Here is a 25358-nt window from a genome sequence, read left to right as displayed (position 1 = left end):
TTTAGGTATAGCGCTTTCTACACCTAATAATGCTTCAGCAATATCATCTTCTTTTAATAAAGAAGAAAAAAACTATATTGCGACAAAAAAATCTAAAAAAATCATATATAACGGCTATGTTATAACTATGGACGAAAAATATGGTGATTTAGCTAATGGCGCTGTTCTTATTGAAAATGACACTATTATTGATGTCGGGGATATATCAAAATTTGCGCATCTAGATGCTGAACTCATTGATGCTGAAGGCGGTATAATTCTTCCTGGTATAATTGATAGCCATCGTCATACTTGGATGTCTCTTTTAAGAGGTATTTCTGCCGACATGTCACTGGCCGATTTTTTAAACTCAGTCTTCTATGGCATCGGTTCATTGATGGAAGCTGAAGATTTAAAGATGGCAACTTTAGTTGGCTCTTTAGAAGCACTTGATGCTGGAGTAACCACGATTTTAGATTGCTGTGACTGTGTTAATACCCCTCAGCATGCTGTAGCTGCTATTAGTTCTTTACGAGAATCAGGGATCAGGAGTATTTATGCATATGGAATGCAATCTTATGATTATAAAGGGAACGATAGATTTAAAGCACATTCACAACGTATTGAAACAGCAAAAGATATTTATCATAAATTTTATAAAAATAATAATACAATCAATAAAATGGGAATATTGCTGAGTGATTTTGGCACAGTTCCATTTGATAATACTCGTCGAGAAATTGAGCAAGCTAAAAAAATGGGGATTTTCATTGCTTCACATACAGGAGCCGCAGAAAAATCAATTTTATTAAAAGGATTGAATGAACTAAAACAAAACAATCTTCTCAATCCTGGTCATTTACATATTCACTGTACTTCTTTAGATCATAGTGAATGGGATATTTTATCTCAAACAGGGGGAAAAGTTTCCATTGCACCAGAAACTGAAATGCAAATGGGAATGGGAAGACCGCCTTTCCGTACAAGTATTAACCATGGATTTAAACCAGGATTAAGTACAGATATTGTTTGTGTCGGATCTGGTGATTTATTTTCACAAATGCGCTTAGGATTACAATTCCAACGTTGTATGGATAGTGAAGATACCGCTAATCGAACTGATAAAACAACCACCCATATTGATTTAAGTGTCAGAGATGCTTTAACTTGGGCGACTCAAGGGAGTGCTGAAGCATTAGGAATGGAAAAACAGATAGGAACACTGACACCAAATAAAAAAGCAGATATTATTATCGTATCTCAAAACAAAGCGTTTGTTCCTTCTAGTTATCCCGCTGGTTCAATAGTATTACAAACTACTGCTTCTGATGTTGATACTGTCATTATTAATGGTGAAATAAAGAAACGCTTTGGCAAATTACTTCATCATGATGTTGAAAAAATCAGAGTTGAAGCCACAGCAACATTAAAACGCATCCAAGAAAAAGCAAAAAGTATTCCTCATGTTTCACCTAAGGATATTGCTCAATTTTTTGATATGGCTCAAGATCAAGCAAGGGAAAACTTTGCTCAAGCTTATAGAAAATAAACTATTTGATATTAATAAAAAGCCTACAAATAAAATTTGTAGGCTTTAGTATCAAAACAAATAAGGAAAATATCAATTACTGTTTTGCAATAATCTGATTATCATCTAAATCCAAGATAACCTCTTTACCTGGGATTAGTTTGCCAGACAAGATATCTTGCGCTAATGGATTTTCGACTTCTTGTTGTATTGCACGTTTCAATGGACGAGCACCATAAATTGGATCAAATCCAACTTCACTTAGTTTTTCTAACGCAGCACCTGTGATTGTCACATGGTAGCCTCGCTCTTCTAGACGTTGATACAATCTACGTAACTGAATTTGCGCAATCGCAGCAATATTTTCTTTACCTAATGGATGGAAGACAACAACTTCATCTATACGGTTGATAAATTCAGGTCTGAAATGGTGACCGACAACATCCATCACAATAGTTTTCATTTCTGGATAATCTAGTGTACCAAAACGTTCTTGAATTAAATCAGAACCTAAGTTTGACGTCATAATCACAACAGTATTACGAAAATCAACTGTTCTACCTTGTCCATCAGTTAAACGACCATCGTCTAACACTTGTAATAAAATATTGAAAACATCAGGATGCGCCTTTTCAACCTCATCAAGTAAAATAACAGAATAAGGGCGACGACGAACAGCTTCGGTTAAATATCCACCTTCCTCATATCCAACATATCCTGGAGGTGCACCGACTAAACGAGAAACGGAGTGTTTTTCCATAAACTCTGACATATCGATACGAACCATTGCATCATCACTATCAAACAAGAAATTTGCTAACGCTTTACATAACTCAGTTTTACCAACCCCTGTTGGTCCTAAGAATAGGAATGAACCAATTGGGCGATTTGGATCAGATAATCCAGCGCGGCTACGGCGAATAGCATTCGATACTGCCGTTACGGCTTCTGATTGTCCAATGACTCGTCTATGTAATTCTTGTTCCATTCTCAGAAGTTTATCACGCTCACCTTCTAGCATTCTTGAAACAGGGATCCCTGTCCAACGCGCTAAAATTTCAGCGATTTCAGCATCTGTTACTTTATTCCGTAACAGTTTCATATGCTTATCTTCTGTTTTATTTGCTTCTGCTAGTTGTTTTTCTAAAACAGGTATATCACCGTATTGAAGCTCTGACATTTTAGCCAGGTCACCATTACGACGAGCCTGTTCTAAAGCAATACGTGCTTCTTCCAGTTTAGTTTTAATATGCTGAGTTCCAGTGAGCTCTGCCTTTTCAGCTTTCCATTCTTCTTCTAACGCTGAATATTCTTTCTCTTTTTCTGTTAATTCTTCGTTTAGCATTTCTAAACGTTTTTTACTCGCATCATCAGACTCTTTTTGTAAGGCTTGTTGCTCTAATTTAAGCTGAATAATACGACGGTCTAATCTATCTAATGCCTCTGGTTTTGAATCCATTTGCATACGCAGACTTGCACCCGCTTCATCAATTAAGTCAATCGCTTTATCTGGTAACATACGATCAGAAATATAGCGGTGTGACAATGTTGCGGCTGCGACAATTGCAGGGTCAGTAATTTGTACATGGTGATGAAGTTCATAACGCTCTTTCAGACCACGTAAAATAGCAATGGTATCTTCAACTGTCGGTTCTGCAACATACACTTTTTGGAAGCGACGCTCTAAAGCTGCGTCTTTTTCTATATATTGACGATATTCATCAAGTGTCGTCGCACCCACACAGTGTAATTCACCACGTGCTAACGCAGGTTTTAACATATTACCTGCATCCATAGCACCGTCAGCTTTACCTGCACCTACCATGGTGTGCAATTCGTCGATAAACAGGATTACATTACCTTCCTGTTTTGCTAAATCATTTAAAACACCTTTTAAACGCTCTTCAAACTCACCGCGGTATTTTGCACCAGCGAGTAAAGACCCCATATCAAGAGACAGAACACGTTTATTTTTTAAACCTTCAGGCACTTCGCCATTCACGATACGTTGTGCTAGTCCTTCAACGATTGCTGTTTTACCAACACCAGGTTCACCAATTAGCACTGGGTTATTTTTAGTACGGCGTTGTAATACTTGAATCGTTCTTCTGATTTCTTCATCACGGCCGATAACAGGGTCGAGCTTGCCTTGCTCTGCTCTTTCTGTTAAATCCACAGTATATTTTTTCAATGCTTGACGCTGGTCTTCTGCATTTTGATCGTTCACTGTTTCTCCACCACGTATTTTATCAATCGCTAATTCAATACTTGCTTTATTGGCACCTGCCGCTTTTAACATATCAGCGACTTGACCACCCGTTTCCATTGCAGCTAAAAGAAAAAGTTCTGATGAAATAAATTCATCACCTTTTTTCTGCGCTAACTTATCGCACAGGTTAAGATGTTTGATTAAATCATTTGAAGGATGGATATCACCACCAGCACCTTCAACTTTAGGTAAGCGAGCTAATGCTTCATTAATTCGTTCATTAAACTGCGAAGCATTAACACCTGTTGATGTTAACAAAGGGCGAATTGAGCCACCTTGTTGATTATATAACGCACTCAGTAAATGTATGGGTTCTATAAATTGATTATCGTTCCCAAGTGCCAATGACTGGGCGTCTGCGAGAGCTTGTTGGAATTTATTGGTTAATTTTTCCAGACGCATAACACCTCCAAGTAAAATTCATATTAAAATTCGTAACTGGAGAATAGATGAGGTCATATTGACAATATTCAAGCTCAAAATAAAAATTTTGAGCAAAAATATTTATCAACATTTAAGATAGGTAAGAATAATCGTTGGAAAGAGTTTATTTAATCCAGATTAATGATGCCATTCGCCCTGTTTTTTGTTCACGTCGATAAGAAAAAAAACGTGCGCTTTCAGTTACAGTACAAAAATCACCACCATAAATTTGTGTTACACCGCTTTCCACTAAGATTATTCTCGCTAACATATAAATATTAGCTAAGTATTTATCTTTGTGGGAAATAAATGCTGAATTAAATGCACTATTTTTTTCAATAAAAGCTTGGCGAACCTCTGGACCCACTTCAAATGCACTAGGACCTATAGCAGGACCTAACCATGCCATAATTTGGCTTCTAGGTGCTTTAAATTGAGCCAGTGTACTTTCTAAAACGCCTTGGTAAAGCCCTCGCCACCCCCCATGAGCCGCGCCAACTTCTTGACCGTCAACTGTTGTCAATAATACCGGAAGACAATCTGCTGTCATAATTGCGCACACTTTCTTAGCGGTCGCGCTATACAAAGCATCACCAGTAATAGATTGATTTTCCTGATGGCTCAAAGTAATAACATCAGTTCCATGAACTTGCTCTAGCCATAATGGCATTTCGGGTAATTGAGCATATTCACAAAGAAGTCGCCTATTTTCTTCAACACAAGCACGCTCATCACCGACATGAGCGCCTAAATTAAAGCTATCGTAAGGAGATAAACTTATCCCGCCTATTCTTAGCGTACTGCATGCACCAATATTTTTAGGTTGAGGCCAATCAGGAAAAATCAATGAGTTCATTTACCAATCCATTTCGTCTTTAAACTGTTCAGCATCTTCTTTTAATACAGCAATCAATTTCACCATATCATCAGGGAGTGGTGCATGCCATTCCATCTCAATTCCAGTGATTGGATGATAAAGACGTAACATAGTGGCATGTAACGCTTGTCTATCAAACGAACGTAATGTTTCACGGAATTCTTCTGATGCACCTTTTAATGGTCTAGGTCTGCCACCATAAAGTTGATCGCCAATTAAAGGGTGATGAATATGCGCCATATGGACACGAATTTGATGAGTACGTCCTGTTTCTAAACGCAAACGTAAGCGAGTATGAGCTCGAAAATGTTCCATTACGCGATAATGCGTTACTGCTGGTTTTCCCATAGGGTGTACAGCCATATGCGTCCGCTTAGTGGGATGTCTTGAAATAGGCTCATTAACAATACCACCTGCGGTCATTTGCCCTATCGCTACTGCTTCATATTCGCGAGTGATTTCACGACGTTGTAAAGCATCTACTAAATGCGTTTGTGCAGGAACTGTTTTTGCAACAACCATTAAACCTGTTGTATCTTTATCTAAACGGTGGACAATACCTGCTCTTGGCACATTAACAATTTCTGGATAACGATAAAGTAATGCATTTAAGACGGTGCCATCAGGATTACCTGCACCGGGATGAACAACAAGATCTCTTGGTTTATTGATAACTAAAATATCGTCATCTTCATAAACGATATTTAACGGAATATTCTGAGGTTCCCAACGAGCATCCTCTTCAATAAGTGCATCAACTTCAATTTTTTCACCGCCAAGCATTTTTTCTTTTGGCTTATTGATGATTTTATCGTTAACCTGCACTCTATTGTCTAAGATCCACTCTTTTATGCGTGATCTTGAATAATCAGGGAACAATTCGGCCAAAGCCTGATCTAAGCGTTGACCCAGCTGTGAATCTGCGACTGTAGCATTAAGTCGTATTTGTTGAGACATAAATAGTTTCTATATTAAGTTAGTGTTTTGACGGCACAGCCGTTTCATTTAAAATGAGTTATAGTGTAACCGATTTAAGGGGAGTTTCACGGAAAGACTCCCCAAACCTATTCAGAGGATAATCAATACGTGATGAGACGCATTAAATACCTGGTGGCTGCGGCCACTTTAAGCCTGTTACTTGCTGGCTGTTCTAGTTCAGACAAAGACGCGAACGCTGACATGTCGCCTTCTGAGCTTTATTCCGCTAGCCAGGAAAAATTGCTAGATGGCAATTATGGAGCGGCTATCAAACAATTAGAGTCTCTCGATAATCGCTATCCTTTTGGGCCATACTCGCAACAAGTCCAGCTTGACTTGATTTATGCTTATTATAAATCAGCAGAACTTCCAATGGCGATTTCTGCTATTGACCGTTTTATGCGTTTAAACCCAACACACCCGAATATTGACTATGTTCTCTATATGCGCGGGCTTTCTGCTCAAGCATTAGATGATAGTGCATTACAAGGGTTCTTTGGTGTAGATCGCTCAGACCGTGATCCTCAGCATGCCATTGTTGCATTCAAAGATTTCAGTCAATTAGTTCGCTATTATCCTGATAGTCTTTATACACCGGATGCAACAAAGCGTCTTATTTTTCTTAAAAATCGTTTAGCGAAATACGATCTTTCAGTTGCGAAATTCTATACCAAACGTGGTGCTTATGTCGCGGTTATTAATAGAGTTGAGCAAATGATGCGTGATTATCCAGATACAGAGGCAACACGCCAAGCGCTAAAATATATGGAAAATGCGTATAAAGAGTTAGGATTAATAAAAGAAGCCGATAAAGTTGCTTCTCTTATTGCAGCAAATCCAGCTTAATTAAGACATATCCATTAAAAACAGCAGCGTAAAGCTGCTGTTTTTTTTATTCTTTTCGATGATAGTTTTGTTTATTCTTAACCCAAAATAGACAAAAGACATTTCGTTTTTCATCAGTCCAACCTTTCTAATATGACTGAAGCGTTGCAACATAACAAGCGCTCTTTTTCAGCTATTTATCATTTGTCACGTTTCTATTACTTGTTACACAGATATCTAACAAAAAGTGATTTAGATCACTTTTTTAATTGTGTATCGCGATATTCTGAACTCATCAAAGACGGAGTAATTAAGAGGTAACTATATGATTATAAATATTACTAGTAAACAAATGGACATTACCCCAGCACTACGTGAGCATATTGAAAGCCGTCTAACAAAACTGAATAAATGGCAGGTAAATTTAATTAATCCTCATATTATTCTGACAAAAGATCCTAAAGGTTTTAGTGTTGATGCAAATATTCACACGCCTAATGGACAACTGGTTGCAACTGCACAACATACAGATATGTATACTGCAATTAATGAATTATTAGCTAAACTAGGACGCCAATTAAATAAAGTTCAGCATAAAAATGAATCACGACGTGCAGTAAGTAGCCTGAAAGAAGAAAATTTACTTGTCGATGAAATATAAATAGCAATATTAAATTATAAATTAGAATAAAATACTGACTCAAACGCCTCTGCGCATCCTTAGTGATGCGCTTTTTCTGCTATTTTTCTTGACTCTATTAGCTTCATCATGTTTGATAGATATATGTTAATTAATTTATCAAACAATATAATGATTATTCGTCTTTTTTTGTCTTTCTTCTTTTTCTTTTTACTCTTTCACTAAGAGGCTTTTGTCATTTCAGAAAGAAAAAAAAGAACGACAATAGCCTCCCAATACGGAGGCTTTTTTATTTATGATGTTATGATGCGATGCTATAGGGCTTAAACATGGAAAAACTCGATTTATTGGCAATCAGAGATAAAATTACTGCTCTCGATTCTCAATTACTGACATTATTAGCGAATAGACGCCAATTATCAGCTGATGTTGCACAATTTAAATTGAATACTCATCGCCCTATAAGAGATAAAAATCGTGAGCGTGAATTACTTGATTTACTTATTGAGAAAGGTAAAAAAGAAGGATTAGATGGATTTTATATCAGTCGTATCTTTCAAATGATTATTGAAGATTCAGTGCTAACACAACAGGCTATTTTGCAACAACATCTTAATGAAATTCCTAATAAATCTGCAAGGATCGCGTATTTAGGACCAAAAGGTTCATATTCTCATATTGCTTCTCGTCAATATGCGGCTCGTCATTTTGATACCATCGTCGATTGCGCCTGTCAAAAATTTGATGATATTTTTACGCTAGTGGAAACAGGACAAGCTGATTATGGATTATTGCCGATAGAAAATACCAGTTCTGGCGCAATTAATGATGTTTATGATTTACTGCAAACAACATCACTATCAATTGTCGGAGAAATCAAAATTCCGATAAATCATGCCCTTTTAGTCAGTACAGAAAGTACAATAGAACAACTGCAAACAATATATAGCCACCCTCAACCTTTTCAACAATGTAGCCATTATTTAAACCTATATCCGCATTGGAAAATTAAATATTGCGAAAGCACAGCGGCTGCAATGGAAAAAGTCGCTCTAGAGAATTCTCCACATATTGCAGCGATTGGTAGTGAGGCTGGTGGCCTATTATACGGATTACAACCTTTAGCAAATAACCTCGCTAATCAGCAAATTAACGTGACTCGTTTTATTATAATCGCACGCAAGGCAATTGATGTATCAGATCAAGTACCAGCCAAAACGACATTCTTAATGGCAACAGGACAGCAAGCAGGTGCATTAGTTGATGCGTTAGTTATTCTCAAACAGTACGATATTATTATGACTAAATTAGAATCTCGTCCTATTAATGGCACCCCTTGGGAAGAGATGTTTTATATTGATGTTCAAGCTAATTTACGCGATATCAATATGCAAAAAGCATTACATGATTTATCACAAACAACACGTTCATTAAAAATATTAGGTTGCTATCCTTCTGAAAATATTGTTCCTGTTGAATTAAAATAAATTTATATTAGATATCACAAGTAAAAAAGTTTCATGCTTTTTTATTTGTGATTATTTTAATCAGCTATAAGAATAACATTATCATTTAACTATTTAATTAGACATACAAATAAAATCATATAGATATATTACAATCCTATTAAAAATAAATCTTTAATTGGCTTTTTTTTAGTATAAATTAACTATTGCATTAATTACTTTTTATGGCGGCTTGATAAATAATTTCAAAACACAAATATAAAAAGGAAAGTAATATGAAAAAAATTATCTATTCTATATTAGCTTCTCTACTATTCTCTTTTTCATTGAATGTTTATTCTGAAAATATCACTCATCATAAGAATGTAATGGTGTCGATAAATAAACTCCATTGTACAGTCACTCCTTGTCCTGATACTAAGGATTATTAAGTTATTTTAAAAAAAGGTATTTATATGATTAAATTGTTTATTCTAACGATTTCTATATTATTTAGTACTTATACATTCTCTTTTTCAGAAAGTTGTTCTGATAAAAATATATTATATTCATACAAATCTAATAAAATGGATTTTGCCCATTGTGTTTGGCCACCTTGTGATGATGAAATCTAATTTATTTTAAATATAAAAAATCAGTCATAAATAATATGACTGATTTTTATTTCTATATCCAAATTATATTAGTCTCTTTTTAGATTCTACTGTCATTTGCTTTTTGCAATAATACGCCACTTTCTTTCATAAACTGTGAAGCATAATCACCAAACCACTCACTAACATTATTAAATGAGTTAATAAATTCATCCTTAGCATTAATATCAAGCAACGTAATTGCTTCACCTAAAGAATGATGATAACGGCGGATTAGCTCAATATTTTCTTGTGATGAGAAAATAATATCTGCATAAAGCTGAGGGTCTTGAGCAAATAAGCGACCTATCATTGCCAATTCTAATCGATAAATCGGTGATGATAATCTTAATAAGCTGGCCAGATCGACATTCTCTTTTGATAAATGCTGTCCATAAGCAAATGTTGAAAAATGTCGAAGCGCTTGAATAAAGCTCATATTTTTATCATGCTCTTCTGGCTTTATCGCTTCAATACGAGCGCCCCAAACCATTAATTGCTCTAATAGCCATTCAAAATCTTGATGAAAGCGCCCTTCACAGTAAGCAACAACCTGTTTCGCTAAACTAGGCACATCAGGACCAAACATAGGATGAAGACCTAATACAGGGCCATTATGCACTTTTAACATAGCCTCTAGCGGTGCTTTTTTTATCGATGCAAAATCAACTAATAGACATTGTTTAGGCAAAGGTGGTAATTGATTAATAACTTCAACGGTTAAATGAATAGGCACACTAATAATCACCATACCCGCATCAGAAAAAATTAATGGTGATTTAGTTTGCCATTCATCCGCTTCTAATGTTTCAACCTGATAGCCAGAAAGTGTAAATAAACGAGAAAACAGTTTACCCATTTTCCCTTCGCCACCAATGATAACAATCTTACCTAATTGAGGATTCAGTGTTTTAAATCCTTTATCATTTTCTTTGGTATAAGATTCTCGCATTACACGGCGTAGTACATCTTCAATTAAGTCTGGTGAAATTCCCATTTTTTGGGCTTCATTACGACGAGATGCAAGCATAGAGGCTTCTCTATCAGGTGCATAGATAGGTAATCCATGTCGGTTTTTGACTTCACCGACTTCAGCCACCAACTCCATTCTTTTCGCAAGTAAAGAGAGGAGTGATTTATCAACTTGGTCAATCTGCTCTCTTAAACTTTGTAATTCTTCAGCCATTAAAGCGTGCCTCTTTTATTTATCTAGCTGACTTGTTTTAATTGCTCTTCACGCTGAGACAACAGCGGTGATAGTTGTTGATGAAGATTTCTTAATACCGCTTCTGTTGTTTCCCAGCTAATACATGCATCAGTAACTGAAACACCATACTTCATTTCACTACGTGGCTGCTCTGAAGATTGATTACCTTCATTAATATGGCTCTCTAGCATAATTCCGGTGATAGATTCATTACCATTAGCAATTTGTTCAATAACAGAATCGACAACAACAGATTGACGACGAAAATCTTTATTTGAATTACCATGGCTACAGTCAATCATTAATGACGGTGTTAGTCCTGCTTTTAGCATATGCTCTTCGCATAGTGCAACATCTTGGGCATGGTAATTAGGTGTTTTACCACCACGTAAAATAACATGACCATCAGGATTACCTTGTGTTTGTAATAAACACACTTGCCCTGACTGATTAATGCCCATAAAGCGGTGTGGCATGGAAGCTGCTTTCATCGCATTAATCGCTGTATCTAAATTACCATCAGTCCCATTTTTAAAACCAACAGGCATTGAAAGCCCTGATGCCATTTCACGATGTGTTTGTGATTCAGTTGTTCTTGCACCAATAGCAGACCAGCTAAATAAATCACCCAAATATTGTGGGTTATTAGGATCTAAAGCCTCGGTTGCTAAAGGTAAACCTAATTGCACTAATTGAGTTAATAAATTGCGTGCAATGTGTAAGCCTTTTTCCATTTCAAAGCTACCATCCATAAATGGATCACTGATTAATCCTTTCCAACCTACAGTTGTACGAGGTTTTTCAAAATAGACACGCATCACAATATACAGACTATCACTTAGCTCAGAAGCGAGTTCTTTAAGACGCTTAGCATAATCTAATGCCATATCAACGTCATGAATAGAACAAGGTCCACATACTACAAGTAAGCGAGGATCGCGACGTTGAACAATTTGAGAGATTGTTTGACGTGATTGAGAAATAGCATGCAGATCATCATGACTCAAAGGGTATTTTTGTTTTAACTCTTCAGGAGTAATTAATACCAGCTCTTCACTGATATTCACGTTATTGAGTGCATCTTTTTGCATGATCATAATTTTACCTTTTATCTCTGTATTGTGATTTTGTGCGTCTAAAAGATAAGATAACACGCAATGTAAAGAAATCAATCCATATTTTCACTTAAACAGATAAAAACGTAAACATATAATTACACCTGCAATCCAATTTAAAAATAACCATTAATAATCAACAAGTTTAATGCCAATGTGAATTAAAAATTTATGTGATACAACCTATATTAAAATATAAAAATGTAAATATTTAATTACAGTATTAATAGTAAAAGAATTATGCTGATAAAAAAGAAAATAGCAGAAAGTGATGGGAATAAAAAACGATAGATACTTATAAAAAAGGCCAGCTAATCGCTGGCCTTTTAACAATAACTTTCGGATGTGCGAAAGCGTATTATTTAGCGTTAAGACGCTCTTTAATACGTGCAGCCTTACCAGAACGCTCACGCAGGTAGTACAGTTTAGCTTGGCGAACCGCACCACGACGTTTAACAGTGATGCTGTCTACGACTGGGGAGTGAGTTTGGAATACACGCTCAACACCTTCGCCATTAGAAATTTTACGAACAGTGAATGCAGAATGCAGACCGCGGTTACGAATAGCGATAACCACGCCCTCGAATGCCTGCAGACGTTTTTTAGAACCTTCAACAACCCATACTTTAACTTCTACTGAGTCACCTGGACGGAATGAAGGAATATCCTGCTTCATCTGTTCTTGTTCGATTTGTTTAATAATATTGCTCATAATAACTCTCTTACCCTAGGTAAACTGATATTAACGACACTTAGTGTCAGACTTACTTTGCTGTTCTTCTTGCAGATATTCCTGTTGGAACTCTGTTAACAGCACTCTTTGCTCGTCAGTCAGAGCTAGGCTTTCCAGAAGCTCAGGTCTTCTTAGCCAGGTTCGGCCTAGTGATTGTTTCATACGCCAGCGATTGATATGTGCATGATTGCCTGACAGTAATACTGCTGGCACTTCCATATCATCTAATACCTCTGGGCGAGTATAGTGAGGGTGATCCAGTAGACCTTCAGCAAAAGAATCTTCTTTCGCAGAAGACGCATGTCCAAGAACACCTGGAACAAAGCGGGCTACTGCATCAATCATTATCATGGCGGGAAGTTCTCCACCACTTAATACATAATCACCAACAGACCATTCTTCATCAATTTCAGTCTGAATGACCCGCTCATCTATACCTTCATACCGACCACAAACAAGAATTAACTTCTCATTGGTCGCCAGCTCGCAAACCCCTTGTTGATCAAGTTTGCGTCCCTGAGGTGATAAATAAATCACCTTTGTACCATCACCTGCCGCAGCTTTCGCTTGATGAATAGCATCCCTTAAAGGCTGAACCATCATCAACATACCAGGACCACCGCCATAAGGACGATCATCTACAGTATGATGTTTGTCATAAGTGAAATCTCGGGGAGACCAATATTCCACATTAAGCAAACCTTGCTTCACTGCCCGACCAGTTACCCCATACTCGGTTATAGAGCGGAACATTTCAGGAAATAGGCTAATTACCCCAATCCACATTTTCGTGTCCCACTATTGAGAACCGTTAACCGGAGAATCTAAAAACCAGGATCCCAATCAACGATAATTTTTCTCGCTGAGAGATCGACTTTTTTGATAACCTGCCCATCAAGAAACGGAACTAACCGTTCCCCGATACCGAATGCATCTTTCAGATTTGCTTTAATGACTAAAACATCATTCGAGCCCGTTTCCATCATGTCAGTAACGACACCTAAATCGTAGCCCTTGTCTGTTTCTACATGACAACCCATTAAGTCTTTCCAGTAATACTCACCTTCAAGTTCAGGAAGTTGTGATGTATTTACGACAATTTCAAAATTAGTCAAAATATTTGCAGCATCTCTGTCGTCAACACCTTTTAGTTTGACGATAATATCTTGATTGTGGTGTTTCCAACTTTCCAGCTCTATGATTTCCCATACGCCATGTCGTTGAATAAACCACGGTTGATATTCAAAGATATTTTCGGCACGCTCGGTGGAAGAAAAAACTCTGAGCCAACCACGGATACCGTAAGGTGAGCCCAACTTACCCATAACAATAGGTTCTACAGGCTCTTTTAAGGTTTTTTGTTCGCTCATTGTTACCACCGCGACAGATTAAGCGCTTTTCTTAGCTGATTTGATCAGGCCAGCAACACGTTCTGAAACAGTTGCACCTTGACCAACCCAATGTTCAACACGGTCTAAATCTAAGCGTAATGCTTCTGCTTGACCAGTTGCCAGTGGGTTATAAAAACCAACACGTTCAATAAAACGACCATCACGCGCATTGCGGCTATCGGTCACTACTACTTGGTAAAACGGACGCTTTTTTGCGCCGCCACGAGCTAAACGAATTGTTACCATAACATCCTCATTAGTTAATAAAACAACCAGACCCCATCGAGGAATGGCGTCCGGTTGTCATATAAAAAGCCCGAAAAGTTTACTTACTTTGGCGAAAAAAGCAATCCAAAGCGTGTTTTTTTTCAGTCTTTTTGATTTTAGCGGCCTGGAAATCCTGGTGGCATCATACCTTTCATGCCACGCATCATCTTAGCCATACCGCCCTTTTTCATCTTTTTCATCATACGTTGCATATCATCAAACTGCTTTAATAGACGATTAACGTCTTGCACTTGTGTTCCTGAGCCTTGTGCAATACGACGCTTGCGGGAACCTTTGATGATTTCTGGTTTAATGCGCTCTTTCTTAGTCATGGAGTTTATCATTGCCTCCATTTTAACTAAAACAGAGTCATCCATTTGCGATTTTACAGCATCAGGAACCTGCGACATACCTGGCATTTTACTTAACATACTTGCCATGCCACCCATATTTCGCATCTGTTTTAATTGATCTAAAAAGTCATTGAGATCAAACCCACTGCCTTTTTTCAGTTTTGTCGCTAATTTTTCGGCCTGTTCTCTGTCAACTTTGCTTTCGATATCTTCAATTAACGAAAGAACATCACCCATACCCAAAATACGAGATGCGATACGATCAGGATGGAAAGGCTCTAAAGCTTCTGTTTTCTCACCAACACCAAGGAACTTGATGGGTTTTCCTGTAATATGGCGAATAGATAGTGCAGCACCACCACGAGCATCGCCATCTACTTTGGTCAATACAACACCCGTTAATGGCAAAGCTTCATTAAATGCTTTTGCTGTATTTGCAGCATCTTGCCCTGTCATGGCATCAACAACAAATAATGTTTCAACAGGATTGATAACTTTATGAAGCTGTTGGATTTCTTCCATCATGCTTTCATCAACGTGTAAGCGACCCGCGGTATCGACTAGCAAGACATCATAAAACTGCAGTTGTGCGTGCTTTAATGCGTTATTCGCAATGGTAACAGGGTTTTCTTGCGTTGTTGATGGAAAAAAGTCAATGCCAACAGTTTCTGCCAATGTTTCAAGCTGTTTAATTGCAGCAGGACGATAAACGTCAGCAGAAACAACAAGAACTTTCTTCTTCTTTTTCTCTTTTAAAAATTTACCTAGTTTTGCAACACTGGTCGTTTTACCAGCACCTTGCAAACCTGCCATTAATACAACAGCAGGTGGTTGCGCTGAGAGATCTAAATCTGTATTGACCTCTCCCATTGCACTAACCAATTCATTTTGAACAATTTTTACAAATTCCTGACCTGGTGTCAGGCTTTTATTTACTTCATGGCCTACAGCACTTTCTTTTACCCGTGCAATAAAGTCACGAACAACAGGTAATGCAACATCGGCCTCAAGTAACGCCATACGCACTTCACGTAGCGTTTCTTTGATGTTGTCTTCAGTCAATCGTCCTCGACCACTGATATTGCGCAATGTGCGCGATAGTCTGTCACTTAAATTCTCAAACATTGTCTTAGCTCAGTGTTAAAGTTGGGCTTATTTGTCATGTATACTGTCGATTATATCACGATGACACGGAGATCTCTTCATAGAGATTTAAGCTTAATAATTTCAATTGTTGGAGCCGTATGCTCCTAGCGCTATACTATGAAGTTATTCAAACAATATATGTAAGCGAAACTATGCCCGTTATATCAATCTCTATCGTTGCTGTCTGCGCTTATTTACTCAGTCTGGTACTTATTATTCCCAGTCTGTTGAGAAAAGAGCAGAATGGATACCGCGGATTAGCGTTACTCTTTGCGGTAATCGCTCTTGTTGCACATGCAATCTCATTAAAATTTCTTATTTTCCGCCCTCATAGCGGACAAAATTTGTCGCTTATTAATTTGGGCGCTATCGTTAGCCTTATGATGTGTACCATTATGACAATTGTCGCCTCTCGTGGTCGCGCATGGTATTTACTCCCTATCGTTTATTGTTTTGCGATAGTCAATCTGGTCATTGCCGCACTTATGCCTGGTGAGTTTGTCACCCACCTTGAAAGTAGCTCTGCTTTATTTGTCCATATAGGATTAGCTCTATTAAGCTATGCGACACTGCTAATTGCTGCTTTATATGCACTACAACTTAGCTGGCTCGACTATCAGTTAAAAAATAAGAAGCTAAAATTCTCACCACAAATGCCCCCATTAATGTCAATTGAGCGTAAAATGTTTCATATCACTCAAGTCGGTGTGGTATTACTGACATTAACGCTATGCACAGGTTTGGTGTATATGGATAATATTTTTGGTAAAGAAAATATCCATAAATCTATTTTTTCTATTATTGCCTGGTTTGTCTATGTCATTTTATTATGGGGACATTACCGCGAAGGCTGGAGAGGTAAAAAGGTGATTATTTTTAACCTCATCGGCGCTATTATTTTGACATTAGCGTTTTTTGGTAATCGCTTATTACAAGAGCTAATGATCAATTAATTTTTATTTTAAATAAGCACAAGGATCTTAACTTTGGAGCATGTCTCAACAACAACGCTCATTATCATATTAATCTGTATGATTATTGCCTCAGCCTATTTTTCAGGGACTGAAACTAGCATGATGACGATAAATCGTTATCGCCTTAGACACGCAGCAAAACAAGGTAACAGCTCTGCTAGACGCGTAGAAAAACTATTACAAAGACCAGATAGATTAATCAGCTTAGTGCTTATCGGTAATAATCTAATTAATATTCTTGCCTCTTCACTAGCAACTATTGTTGGTATGCGTTTATATGGTAATGCTGGTGTTGCCATAGCAACAGGGGTACTCACATTTGTCATTCTTATTTTTGCAGAGGTTTTACCCAAATCTATCGCTGCGCTTTATCCTGAAAAGGTTGCATATCCAAGTAGTTTTTTGCTTTCACCTTTACAAATTTTGATGTTACCTATTGTTTGGTTTTTTAATAAAATCACATTAATTTTAATGCGAATATTCGGTATTAAATCACCAATAATACAAGGTAATGCTGTTTCAAAAGAAGAGTTAAGAACAATCGTAAATGAGTCTAGATCTAAGCTTTCGCAGCGTAATCAAAATATGTTGCTCTCTATTCTAGATTTAGAGAAAGTCACTATTGGCGATATTATGGTACCTAGAAACGAAATATTTGGTATTGATGTCAATGATGACTGGAAATCAATTGTAAGACAGTTAACCCATTCACCTCATGGTCGTATTGTGCTTTATCGAGATACGCTTGATGATATTATAGGAATGCTACGGGCTAGAGAAGCATACCGATTAATGACAGAGAAAAAAGAATTTACAAAGCAAATTCTAATGAAAGCTGCGGATAAAGTGTATTTTATTCCTGAAAGTACACCACTCAATCTACAATTAGTTAATTTTCAACGAAATAATGAAAAAGCAGGTATTGTGGTTGATGAATATGGTGATATTCAAGGTTTAGTGACTGTTGAAGATATCTTAGAAGAAATTGTGGGTGAATTTACGACATCAATGTCTCCTTCTTTAGCAGAAGAAGTTACCCTTCAAAAAGATGGTTCACTGCTTGTAGATGGCGCAACAAATATACGTGATATCAATAAAGCTTTTGGCTGGCATATACCTGAAGATGAAGCACGTACTATTAATGGTGTTATCATTGAAGAATTAGGAGATTTGCCTGTTGCAGGTGACAAAACACAAATTCAAGATTATGAATTTGAGATCCTAGATGTACAAGACAACATTATTAAAAAAGCGGTTATACGCCATATTCCAGCAACATCTCAGCACTAATCTAATAATAAGGCACTTTTGTAAGTGTCTTATTTCCTTTTCATAATATCTATTTAATTTTATTGAGTTTTAAATAAGCAATTTTAAATTTGCTATCTATTTAAAAGATAAAATAAAAGGACAATAAATCAGCATTAAAAATGTTGTGACTTATTGTCCCTTGCGGTTAGTGCTTAAGTATTGCAAGCAAAAATACTAACCCAATAATAGCAATTAGATATGTAGTTCTTTTAGTGTTTCTTCAGGCAATGCAAGATCATCATTATGGTTGATACCAATCTCATGAGAAAGAACATCTCTAGCAATTTCTTGTGCTTCATCTAAAGAGTGCAACTCACAAGTACCGCATTGATAAATATTGAGTTCAGGAATGTGCTGTTGATCTTTTACTTTCAATACATCTTCCATTGCTGCTTTCCATGCTTTAGCAACACGTTTTTCATCAGGCTGACCGATAAGACTCATATAGAAACCAGTACGGCATCCCATAGGAGAAATATCGATAATTTCCACATCATTGCCATTAAGATGATTACGCATAAAGCCTGCAAATAAATGCTCTAACGTGTGAATTCCTTTCTCAGGCATGGCTTTCTTGTTTGGCACAGTAAAGCGTAAATCAAAAACAGTAATGGTATCACCTGAAGGTGTTTTCATTGTTTTTGCAACGCGTACAGCAGGTGCAGACATACGTGTATGGTCTACAGTAAAGCTATCCAATAAAGGCATAAAAAACCTCCTAAGAAAATTTTAAATATTTTTTAGAGAAAATGAAACTTTCTGCGAGTAGCTCTGTCTTAGTAATGAATACGCGCAATTGTTATCATCCCTATTCTCTATAGAATTTTTTAGCCACACAAATTTTAGTGTGGCTTTTTTCTATCTATAATTTCTTGCTAAGTTCAAGAAGCCATACCTTCATCTTTAGGTGAGGCATGGATCTTCAAATACTCATCAAAAGAAATGGTATCACTATTTTCTAAATCTGCCTGACGTTTAATAGATGAAATTCTCTCATGTTCAAATGAGTCATCTGTCAGTGTTTCATAAGATGTACTTACTAATTCTTGATAATATTGCTCAGCTAATGATAATCCATAACCGCCAATACCTTGCTCTTTGATCTTATCTAACAGCTTACCAGAGAAGGTTAATTCAGGAGAATCGAACATTTCCTCTAACTTAAGGCAAACTTCTAGATATTTTGTTCCTGAGCAGCTATCAAGAACTTTAGCGACTCGTTGTAAATCAGCAAATAGCGCTTTACCGACTTGTGCTAGTGGTTCTTTTGTTTCACCACAACCCATTCCAATTACTTGACCGGGCTTACGTCCTTCTAGAATAACGTTATTCCAATTTGAACGACAACAAGCTAATTCTGATGAATTCATTTCTGGCGCATCCGCTAAGACACACCATATTAAGAATAAATCGAGGAAACGTATTTGCGTTTCATCTACGCCAATTGGTGTAAACGGATTAATATCTAATGAGCGAACTTCAATATATTCAATACCACCCCGTAATAATGCATCTGAAGGTGATTCATCGCCTTTAACAACACGTTTAGGACGAATAGGTGCATATAGCTCATTTTCAATTTGCAGTACGTTGCTGTTTAATTGGACATAGCTGCCATCTTCTTTCTTTATGCCTAATTGAGCAAATTCTTCAGAAGGCTTATGGATCGCCTTTTTTAACCCTTTAACATAAGTATCTAAATGATTAAATGTAATATCAAGGTCGCTTTGTGATTTATTGGTATATCCTAAATCACTTAACCGTAATGACGTTGCATAAGGTAAATATTTTGCGCCTTTAGATGTACTTTCAAAGGGTAGATTTGTTTTTCTTCCTTTTAAGAAAGAGCCACAAATCGCAGGAGAAGCACCAAAGAAGAAAGGAATAACCCAACCAAAACGATAATAGTTGCGGATCAAGCGTAAATAACCGTCTGATATCGCTTCTTTACCACTTTCTTCATCTTTAATATTAGCCCATGCCTGCCAAAATTCGATAGGCAAAGAAAAGTTATAATGCACACCTGAAATAGTTTGCATTAAAGCACCATAACGATTTTTGAGACCTTCACGATAGAGTGTTTTAAAACGCCCTTCATTTGAAGTACCAAATTGCGCCAGAGTGATATCCTCTTCGCCTTCAATAAAGCATGGCATACTCATAGGCCACATACGCTCATTTTTTAAATGACGAGCTGTATAGCGGTGTAAATCGCTTAAAAAATGAAGTGTATGACTAATGTTATCATCAACAGGCGTAATAAACTCTAAGAGAGACTCTGCAAAATCTGTTGTGATCCATTTATGTGTGAGTGACTTTCCTAATTCAATAGGATGCCCTGTAGATGCGAGGTGACCATCTGGAGTAACTCGTAATGTTTCACGCTCAATACCACGGTGAATACCACATAAAACGTTAGGGTGTGCTTCTAACCAAGAAAGCGCTTTTGATACGTCCGGGATCAAAGGTGACCTCCCGTATTGATTAATGTTAGTAAATAGTTATGAGTTACTTTATCGTAAAGTCACTAAATTGTCGCTGATTAGATGATATTAACCTTATTAGTTGATGCTAAACAAAAAGACAGCAACATCAAAAACCCAGAGAAAATACAACGAAAAAAGCCTCGCAATAGCGAGGCTTACAATATGGTGCATCCTGGAGGATTCGAACCTCCGACCGCTCGGTTCGTAGCCGAGTACTCTATCCAGCTGAGCTAAGGATGCAGTGTTACTAATATCTATTTAATACATTCACTCATAAAGATGGTGCATCCTGGAGGATTCGAACCTCCGACCGCTCGGTTCGTAGCCGAGTACTCTATCCAGCTGAGCTAAGGATGCAACGATATTTCTTTATAGCGTTCGCTTCAATGATTAATAAAGCGATAAATTAAGTGGTGCATCCTGGAGGATTCGAACCTCCGACCGCTCGGTTCGTAGCCGAGTACTCTATCCAGCTGAGCTAAGGATGCGCCGTAGTACAATTCTAGTATTTTAATGCAAAAACTTCACCATTTGCACCAAAATAAAAACCCCATACATTAATCATGGGGTTGGAATATGGTGCATCCTGGAGGATTCGAACCTCCGACCGCTCGGTTCGTAGCCGAGTACTCTATCCAGCTGAGCTAAGGATGCAAATCTAAATGGCGGTGAGAGAGGGATTCGAACCCTCGATGCAGCTTTTGACCGCATACTCCCTTAGCAGGGGAGCGCCTTCAGCCTCTCGGCCATCTCACCATATTTAGAACCACTTGGATAAGAAGTTCTTAGTGAACATCTCGTCTCTGTGTGGCGCACATATTACTTTCTCAGCCTGAGAAGTCAAACAATTTCTCTCAACTTTTTGCGAATATACGTTTGTTTGGACACTTCACAAACAAACTGACGCGTTTATCAGCAGAAATGGCAAAAAAAGCCTTGAACACAATGATATCGCTGATGAAAAATCATTCAAGCTATTTATTTAATCCAAAAATATATTTATTACAAATAAAGATAATTATTAAGCTAATGAATAGAGATAAAAATAGTTTCAATTCTGTCAATCGGAATAAACGGATAGTGTAATAATAAATGACATTCATGCAAATGAGGTAAGAAGAAAAAAGAATGAAAAAGCTTGTTTATAAAGCTTATAAAAAGAAAAGCGCCCAAACTCGGCAAAAGTCTGGACGCTTACGAATGAATTGTGACTAGCTAATATTACGATATCTTTAGTAGTTATCTGTAGGCTGAGATTTCTCGGCCTGTATTCGCTGATAGATTTCTTCACGATGGACAGATACTTCTTTAGGGGCATTTACGCCAATACGTACCTGATTACCTTTAACCCCTAAGACGGTTACAGTTACATCATCGCCTATCATAAGCGTTTCACCAACTCGACGAGTTAGAATAAGCATTCTTTGCTCCTTGAAAATTTACAAGAGTCGGGTCTCTAAAATTTCCCGGCCATTATCCATCATACATTGTCAATTCGTATAACCCATGTTTATCACAACTAACTCATAGTTCATAACAAAATATAAGTTTTATGATTGATTATTTAACGAAATGCCAATATCTATATAAGAATAAGACGTTACCTTTATAAAATGTTAGATAACGCCTTTTAAGGTAGTTATCGCTTAGAGATGCGACTCAACCCACTCGTCAACACTTGCTAAAGCTGTTGGTAGAGCTTCAACATCCGTACCACCAGCCTGAGCCATATCAGGGCGACCACCGCCTTTACCACCAATTTGCTGTGCTACAAAACCAATTAATTCACCTGCCTTAACTTTAGCAGTTAAATCTTTCGTTACACCTGCAATTAAGCTTACTTTACCATCAGAAATAGTAGAAAGCACAATAATTGCTGAGCCCAATTGATTTTTTAAGTCATCAACCATTGTTCTTAACATTTTTGGTTCAACATCTTTAAGCTCACTAACTAAAAGTTTGATACCTTTCACATTTTTAGCGTTATTACCTAAAGAAGAACTTTCTTGTGCAGCTTGCTGATCTTTAAGTTGTTGGAGCTCTTTTTCTAATACGCGATATTTATCTTGGACTGTTTTAATTCTTTCGACCAAGTTTGTTCCATCACTTTTTAGTACTTGTGCAACAAGAGAGATGAGATCAGATTGTTCATGAACGCTTTCAATCGCTGAAGTACCTGTAATCGCTTCGATACGGCGGATACCAGCAGCAGTACCTGATTCATTCATAATACGGAATAAACCAATATCACCCGTTCTTGATGCATGAGTACCACCACAAAGTTCTGTAGAAAACTCACCCATACTTAAAACGCGTACACGTTCATCGTATTTTTCACCAAAGAGTGCCATTGCACCCTTTTCTTTTGCATCTTCAAGATCCATCAATTCAGTCACAATAGGTGAGTTTTGACGAATTTGGGCATTAACAATATCTTCTATCTCACGTAATTGTTCTGGTTTTACAGCTTCAAAATGAGAAAAGTCGAAACGAAGATATTTATCGTTAACTAAAGAGCCTTTCTGAGTGACATGCGTCCCCAGAACTTGACGCAATGCGGCATGCAATAAGTGTGTTGCTGAGTGGTTTAAACGAATAGCATCACGTCTTTCATTATCAACCACAGCATCAATTTTATGGTTAACAATAAATGAACCTGAAGTGACCTTACCAATATGGCCAATAGCTTTACCATATTTTTGAGTATCGCTAACCTCAAAGGTACTCTCTTTGCCAGTTAATATACCTTTATCACCAACCTGACCACCAGACTCAGCATAGAATGCCGTTTTATCTAAGAAGATAATCCCTTCTTCGCCTGATTTTAATTCGGTTACCGATTGGCCATTATGGAAAATTGCAGTGATGGTACCTGTTTGTTCATTGCTTTCATAACCAGAGAAATCGCTGCGGGTATCAACTTTAATGATTTCATTATAATCAGTACCGAACCCGCTTGATTCACGAGCACGTTTACGTTGCTCTTCCATCGCTAGAGCAAAGCCTTCTTCGTCCACTTTGATATTTCTTTCACGACATACATCTGCTGTTAAGTCGAGAGGAAAACCATAAGTATCATAAAGACGGAACGCTGTCTCACCAGGAAGAATATCATCTGTTAATTGAACGAGTTCTTCATCTAATAACTGAAGACCACGCTCTAATGTTCTCGCAAATTGCTCTTCTTCTGTTTTAAGCACTTGTTCAACGATAGATTGCTGACGTTGCAAATCTTCACCAGCTTCAGCCATTACTTCAATTAATGGAGCAACCAATTTATAGAAGAACGTATCTTTCGCACCCAGCATGTAACCATGACGTACTGCACGACGAATAATACGGCGTAATACATATCCACGGCCTTCATTTGAAGGAATAACGCCATCGCAAATGAGGAAAGAGCATGAACGAATATGGTCAGCAATAACACGTAAAGATTTATTGCTTAAATCTGTGGCGTTAGTGATTTTAGCGACAGATGCAATGAGCGAGCGGAATAAATCAATATCATAGTTAGAATTAACGTGCTGTAAAACCGCGGTTATACGCTCTAATCCCATACCTGTATCAACAGAAGGTTTTGGTAGAGGGATCATCGTACCATCAGATTGGCGGTTGAATTGCATGAAGACGATATTCCAAATCTCAATATAGCGATCGCCGTCTTCTTCTGGTGATCCTGGAGGACCTCCCCAAATATGGTCACCATGATCGTAAAATATTTCACTACAAGGGCCACAAGGTCCTGTATCACCCATTTGCCAAAAGTTATCTGAAGCAAAAGGTGCGCCCTTGTTATCACCAATGCGAATAATACGCTCTTGAGGAATACCTATTTCTTTATTCCAGATATCGTATGCTTCATCATCAGTTTCATAAACGGTTACCCAAAGTTTTTCTTTCGGTAAATTAAACCATTCTTTGCCTGTTAATAATTCCCAAGCAAAATTGATTGCATCGTGCTTAAAGTAGTCACCAAAACTAAAGTTACCTAACATTTCAAAAAAAGTATGGTGACGTGCGGTATATCCCACATTTTCTAAATCATTATGTTTACCACCTGCACGCACACAGCGCTGTGCGGTTGTCGCTCGGGAATATGGTCTATTATCCAATCCAAGAAATACATCTTTGAATTGGTTCATCCCTGCGTTTGTAAACAGCAATGTTGGATCGTTATTTGGAACCAAAGAACTGCTCGGTACTATTTGATGTCCTTTAGTATGAAAAAAGTCGAGAAACGCCTGACGGATCTCAGCGGTGCTTTTGCTCATAATTATCCCGAAATCAAGCTGGAAAAACAGAAATTAGAAATTTAGTAAGAGGAGGTTTATCGTTACCTCTACTTAGCCAACGAATATACAAGTAGGGATAAGATAGAATGTCTTCAGTGAGAAGTAAAACCCCCGATAAACTTATTCGTGTTGACATTGTAAATCGTCTAGTTTTTTTCTGAAAGTGGGATTGTTGTCAGATAATGAGACTTTTCTCTAAAAGAGAGATAAGCATTTAAAAAACATAAATAAATTAAACTATTTTCATGATGTAATTATTAAAAAATATTTGTTGTTTGGCTGTTTTTCTAATTGATTATTTTATCGCTAAAAATTAGCTAAACTCTTCACTTGATAACGTTTTATCAATTAAAAATCAGGATATATTTTGACCAATGAAAAACAAGATAAGAATAACTGACTAATATTTATAAATTAAAAATCACAAGCTAGGCGTGTAATATATAATGTCATTCCTACGTCA

At 37.3% G+C, this 25358-nt stretch carries 20 protein-coding genes, 5 tRNA genes and 1 other annotated feature; of the genes, 6 read left to right on the top strand and 19 right to left on the bottom strand.

Annotated elements, in window-relative coordinates:
* Nucleotides 1-1528, top strand: a 1528-nt coding sequence (locus tag M983_RS12805) for an amidohydrolase family protein (RefSeq protein ID WP_083954602.1), incomplete at its 5' end; no start/stop codon positions are given.
* A gap of 76 nt (nt 1529-1604) precedes the next feature.
* On the opposite strand, the gene clpB is transcribed toward M983_RS12805, so the two are convergent.
* The 3 genes from clpB to rluD all read right to left on the bottom strand — a co-directional run bounded on the left by clpB (nt 1605) and on the right by rluD (nt 6033).
* Nucleotides 1605-4178 (bottom strand): ATP-dependent chaperone ClpB, encoded by a 2574-nt coding sequence (gene clpB / locus M983_RS12800; protein WP_066751518.1) that lies wholly within the window; start codon nt 4176-4178, stop codon nt 1605-1607.
* 145 nt (nt 4179-4323) lie between these two features.
* Nucleotides 4324-5055: a purine nucleoside phosphorylase YfiH gene (gene yfiH, locus M983_RS12795; protein ID WP_066751516.1), complete on the bottom strand. Its 732-nt coding sequence runs from the start codon at nt 5053-5055 to the stop codon at nt 4324-4326.
* Complete coding sequence (rluD, locus tag M983_RS12790; protein WP_066751514.1) at nt 5056-6033, bottom strand: 23S rRNA pseudouridine(1911/1915/1917) synthase RluD; 978 nt, start codon at nt 6031-6033, stop codon at nt 5056-5058.
* A gap of 132 nt (nt 6034-6165) precedes the next feature.
* On the opposite strand from rluD, the gene bamD reads away from it, so the two are divergent.
* The 3 genes from bamD to pheA all read left to right on the top strand — a co-directional run bounded on the left by bamD (nt 6166) and on the right by pheA (nt 9006).
* Nucleotides 6166-6900, top strand: a complete 735-nt coding sequence (bamD, locus tag M983_RS12785) for an outer membrane protein assembly factor BamD (RefSeq protein ID WP_066751511.1) — start codon at nt 6166-6168, stop codon at nt 6898-6900.
* Between the two features lie 304 nt (nt 6901-7204).
* Nucleotides 7205-7540, top strand: a complete 336-nt coding sequence (gene raiA, locus M983_RS12780) for a ribosome-associated translation inhibitor RaiA (protein WP_066751508.1) — start codon at nt 7205-7207, stop codon at nt 7538-7540.
* A 155-nt stretch (nt 7541-7695) separates the two neighbouring features.
* Nucleotides 7696-7813: a sequence feature (Phe leader region), on the top strand.
* 35 nt (nt 7814-7848) lie between these two features.
* Nucleotides 7849-9006 (top strand): bifunctional chorismate mutase/prephenate dehydratase, encoded by a 1158-nt coding sequence (gene pheA / locus M983_RS12775; RefSeq protein WP_066751506.1) that lies wholly within the window; start codon nt 7849-7851, stop codon nt 9004-9006.
* Nucleotides 9007-9678: 672 nt separating this feature from the next.
* On the opposite strand, the gene tyrA is transcribed toward pheA, so the two are convergent.
* The 7 genes from tyrA to ffh form a co-directional block, all read right to left on the bottom strand.
* Complete coding sequence (tyrA, locus tag M983_RS12770) at nt 9679-10803, bottom strand: bifunctional chorismate mutase/prephenate dehydrogenase (RefSeq protein ID WP_066751503.1); 1125 nt, start codon at nt 10801-10803, stop codon at nt 9679-9681.
* Between the two features lie 23 nt (nt 10804-10826).
* Nucleotides 10827-11921, bottom strand: coding sequence for a 3-deoxy-7-phosphoheptulonate synthase (locus M983_RS12765; RefSeq protein WP_066751500.1), 1095 nt, complete (start codon nt 11919-11921; stop codon nt 10827-10829).
* 376 nt (nt 11922-12297) lie between these two features.
* Nucleotides 12298-12651 carry a 50S ribosomal protein L19 gene (rplS, locus tag M983_RS12760; RefSeq protein WP_066751498.1) on the bottom strand — a complete coding sequence of 118 codons (354 nt, stop codon included), beginning with the start codon at nt 12649-12651 and terminating at the stop codon, nt 12298-12300.
* A gap of 30 nt (nt 12652-12681) precedes the next feature.
* Nucleotides 12682-13458, bottom strand: a complete 777-nt coding sequence (gene trmD, locus M983_RS12755; RefSeq protein ID WP_066751495.1) for a tRNA (guanosine(37)-N1)-methyltransferase TrmD — start codon at nt 13456-13458, stop codon at nt 12682-12684.
* Between the two features lie 38 nt (nt 13459-13496).
* The gene (gene rimM, locus M983_RS12750; protein WP_066751492.1) at nt 13497-14042 is read right to left on the bottom strand and encodes a ribosome maturation factor RimM; all 546 of its coding nucleotides are present in this window, start codon (nt 14040-14042) and stop codon (nt 13497-13499) included.
* Between the two features lie 18 nt (nt 14043-14060).
* Nucleotides 14061-14309 carry a 30S ribosomal protein S16 gene (rpsP, locus tag M983_RS12745; protein ID WP_066751490.1) on the bottom strand — a complete coding sequence of 83 codons (249 nt, stop codon included), beginning with the start codon at nt 14307-14309 and terminating at the stop codon, nt 14061-14063.
* Nucleotides 14310-14446: 137 nt separating this feature from the next.
* Nucleotides 14447-15808 (bottom strand): signal recognition particle protein, encoded by a 1362-nt coding sequence (gene ffh / locus M983_RS12740; protein WP_066751488.1) that lies wholly within the window; start codon nt 15806-15808, stop codon nt 14447-14449.
* A 173-nt stretch (nt 15809-15981) separates the two neighbouring features.
* On the opposite strand from ffh, the gene M983_RS12735 reads away from it, so the two are divergent.
* On the top strand, nt 15982-16782 hold the full coding sequence (locus M983_RS12735) for a cytochrome C assembly family protein (RefSeq protein ID WP_066751520.1): 801 nt from the start codon (nt 15982-15984) through the stop codon (nt 16780-16782).
* A gap of 33 nt (nt 16783-16815) precedes the next feature.
* Nucleotides 16816-18093, top strand: coding sequence for a CNNM domain-containing protein (locus tag M983_RS12730; protein WP_066751486.1), 1278 nt, complete (start codon nt 16816-16818; stop codon nt 18091-18093).
* Between the two features lie 213 nt (nt 18094-18306).
* Here M983_RS12730 and luxS read toward each other — a convergent pair whose 3' ends face one another.
* The 9 genes from luxS to alaS all read right to left on the bottom strand — a co-directional run bounded on the left by luxS (nt 18307) and on the right by alaS (nt 24874).
* Nucleotides 18307-18822 (bottom strand): S-ribosylhomocysteine lyase, encoded by a 516-nt coding sequence (gene luxS / locus M983_RS12725; RefSeq protein WP_066751482.1) that lies wholly within the window; start codon nt 18820-18822, stop codon nt 18307-18309.
* Nucleotides 18823-18995: 173 nt separating this feature from the next.
* Nucleotides 18996-20579 carry a glutamate--cysteine ligase gene (gene gshA, locus M983_RS12720; RefSeq protein WP_066751479.1) on the bottom strand — a complete coding sequence of 528 codons (1584 nt, stop codon included), beginning with the start codon at nt 20577-20579 and terminating at the stop codon, nt 18996-18998.
* A gap of 184 nt (nt 20580-20763) precedes the next feature.
* A tRNA-Arg gene (locus M983_RS12715) sits at nt 20764-20840 on the bottom strand.
* Between the two features lie 40 nt (nt 20841-20880).
* Nucleotides 20881-20957: transfer RNA gene (locus M983_RS12710), tRNA-Arg, on the bottom strand.
* Between the two features lie 54 nt (nt 20958-21011).
* A tRNA-Arg gene (locus M983_RS12705) sits at nt 21012-21088 on the bottom strand.
* A gap of 89 nt (nt 21089-21177) precedes the next feature.
* A tRNA-Arg gene (locus M983_RS12700) sits at nt 21178-21254 on the bottom strand.
* A gap of 9 nt (nt 21255-21263) precedes the next feature.
* Nucleotides 21264-21356: transfer RNA gene (locus tag M983_RS12695), tRNA-Ser, on the bottom strand.
* A gap of 476 nt (nt 21357-21832) precedes the next feature.
* Nucleotides 21833-22021 carry a carbon storage regulator CsrA gene (gene csrA, locus M983_RS12690; protein ID WP_064719243.1) on the bottom strand — a complete coding sequence of 63 codons (189 nt, stop codon included), beginning with the start codon at nt 22019-22021 and terminating at the stop codon, nt 21833-21835.
* 225 nt (nt 22022-22246) lie between these two features.
* Nucleotides 22247-24874 (bottom strand): alanine--tRNA ligase, encoded by a 2628-nt coding sequence (gene alaS / locus M983_RS12685; protein ID WP_066751476.1) that lies wholly within the window; start codon nt 24872-24874, stop codon nt 22247-22249.
* Nucleotides 24875-25358 lie beyond the last annotated feature (484 nt).

The organism is Proteus myxofaciens ATCC 19692 (assembly GCF_001654855.1).
In the GTDB taxonomy this organism is placed as follows: domain Bacteria; phylum Pseudomonadota; class Gammaproteobacteria; order Enterobacterales; family Enterobacteriaceae; genus Proteus; species Proteus myxofaciens.
Note: the sequence above shows the minus strand (reverse complement) of the source record. Positions and strands in the feature narration are given on the sequence as shown.

Bases quoted from the DNA above. Each gene is read 5' to 3' on its own strand.
- pheA (WP_066751506.1), top strand. From the start codon at position 7,849: ATGGAAAAACTCGATTTATTGGCAATCAGAGATAAAATTACTGCTCTC.
- luxS (WP_066751482.1), bottom strand. From the start codon at position 18,822: ATGCCTTTATTGGATAGCTTTACTGTAGACCATACACGTATGTCTGCA.
- tyrA (WP_066751503.1), bottom strand. From the start codon at position 10,803: ATGGCTGAAGAATTACAAAGTTTAAGAGAGCAGATTGACCAAGTTGAT.
- bamD (WP_066751511.1), top strand. From the start codon at position 6,166: ATGAGACGCATTAAATACCTGGTGGCTGCGGCCACTTTAAGCCTGTTA.
- yfiH (WP_066751516.1), bottom strand. From the start codon at position 5,055: ATGAACTCATTGATTTTTCCTGATTGGCCTCAACCTAAAAATATTGGT.
- rimM (WP_066751492.1), bottom strand. From the start codon at position 14,042: ATGAGCGAACAAAAAACCTTAAAAGAGCCTGTAGAACCTATTGTTATG.
- M983_RS12735 (WP_066751520.1), top strand. From the start codon at position 15,982: ATGCCCGTTATATCAATCTCTATCGTTGCTGTCTGCGCTTATTTACTC.
- csrA (WP_064719243.1), bottom strand. From the start codon at position 22,021: ATGCTTATTCTAACTCGTCGAGTTGGTGAAACGCTTATGATAGGCGAT.
- trmD (WP_066751495.1), bottom strand. From the start codon at position 13,458: ATGTGGATTGGGGTAATTAGCCTATTTCCTGAAATGTTCCGCTCTATA.
- rluD (WP_066751514.1), bottom strand. From the start codon at position 6,033: ATGTCTCAACAAATACGACTTAATGCTACAGTCGCAGATTCACAGCTG.
- rplS (WP_066751498.1), bottom strand. From the start codon at position 12,651: ATGAGCAATATTATTAAACAAATCGAACAAGAACAGATGAAGCAGGAT.
- clpB (WP_066751518.1), bottom strand. From the start codon at position 4,178: ATGCGTCTGGAAAAATTAACCAATAAATTCCAACAAGCTCTCGCAGAC.
- M983_RS12765 (WP_066751500.1), bottom strand. From the start codon at position 11,921: ATGATCATGCAAAAAGATGCACTCAATAACGTGAATATCAGTGAAGAG.
- alaS (WP_066751476.1), bottom strand. From the start codon at position 24,874: ATGAGCAAAAGCACCGCTGAGATCCGTCAGGCGTTTCTCGACTTTTTT.
- ffh (WP_066751488.1), bottom strand. From the start codon at position 15,808: ATGTTTGAGAATTTAAGTGACAGACTATCGCGCACATTGCGCAATATC.
- rpsP (WP_066751490.1), bottom strand. From the start codon at position 14,309: ATGGTAACAATTCGTTTAGCTCGTGGCGGCGCAAAAAAGCGTCCGTTT.
- raiA (WP_066751508.1), top strand. From the start codon at position 7,205: ATGATTATAAATATTACTAGTAAACAAATGGACATTACCCCAGCACTA.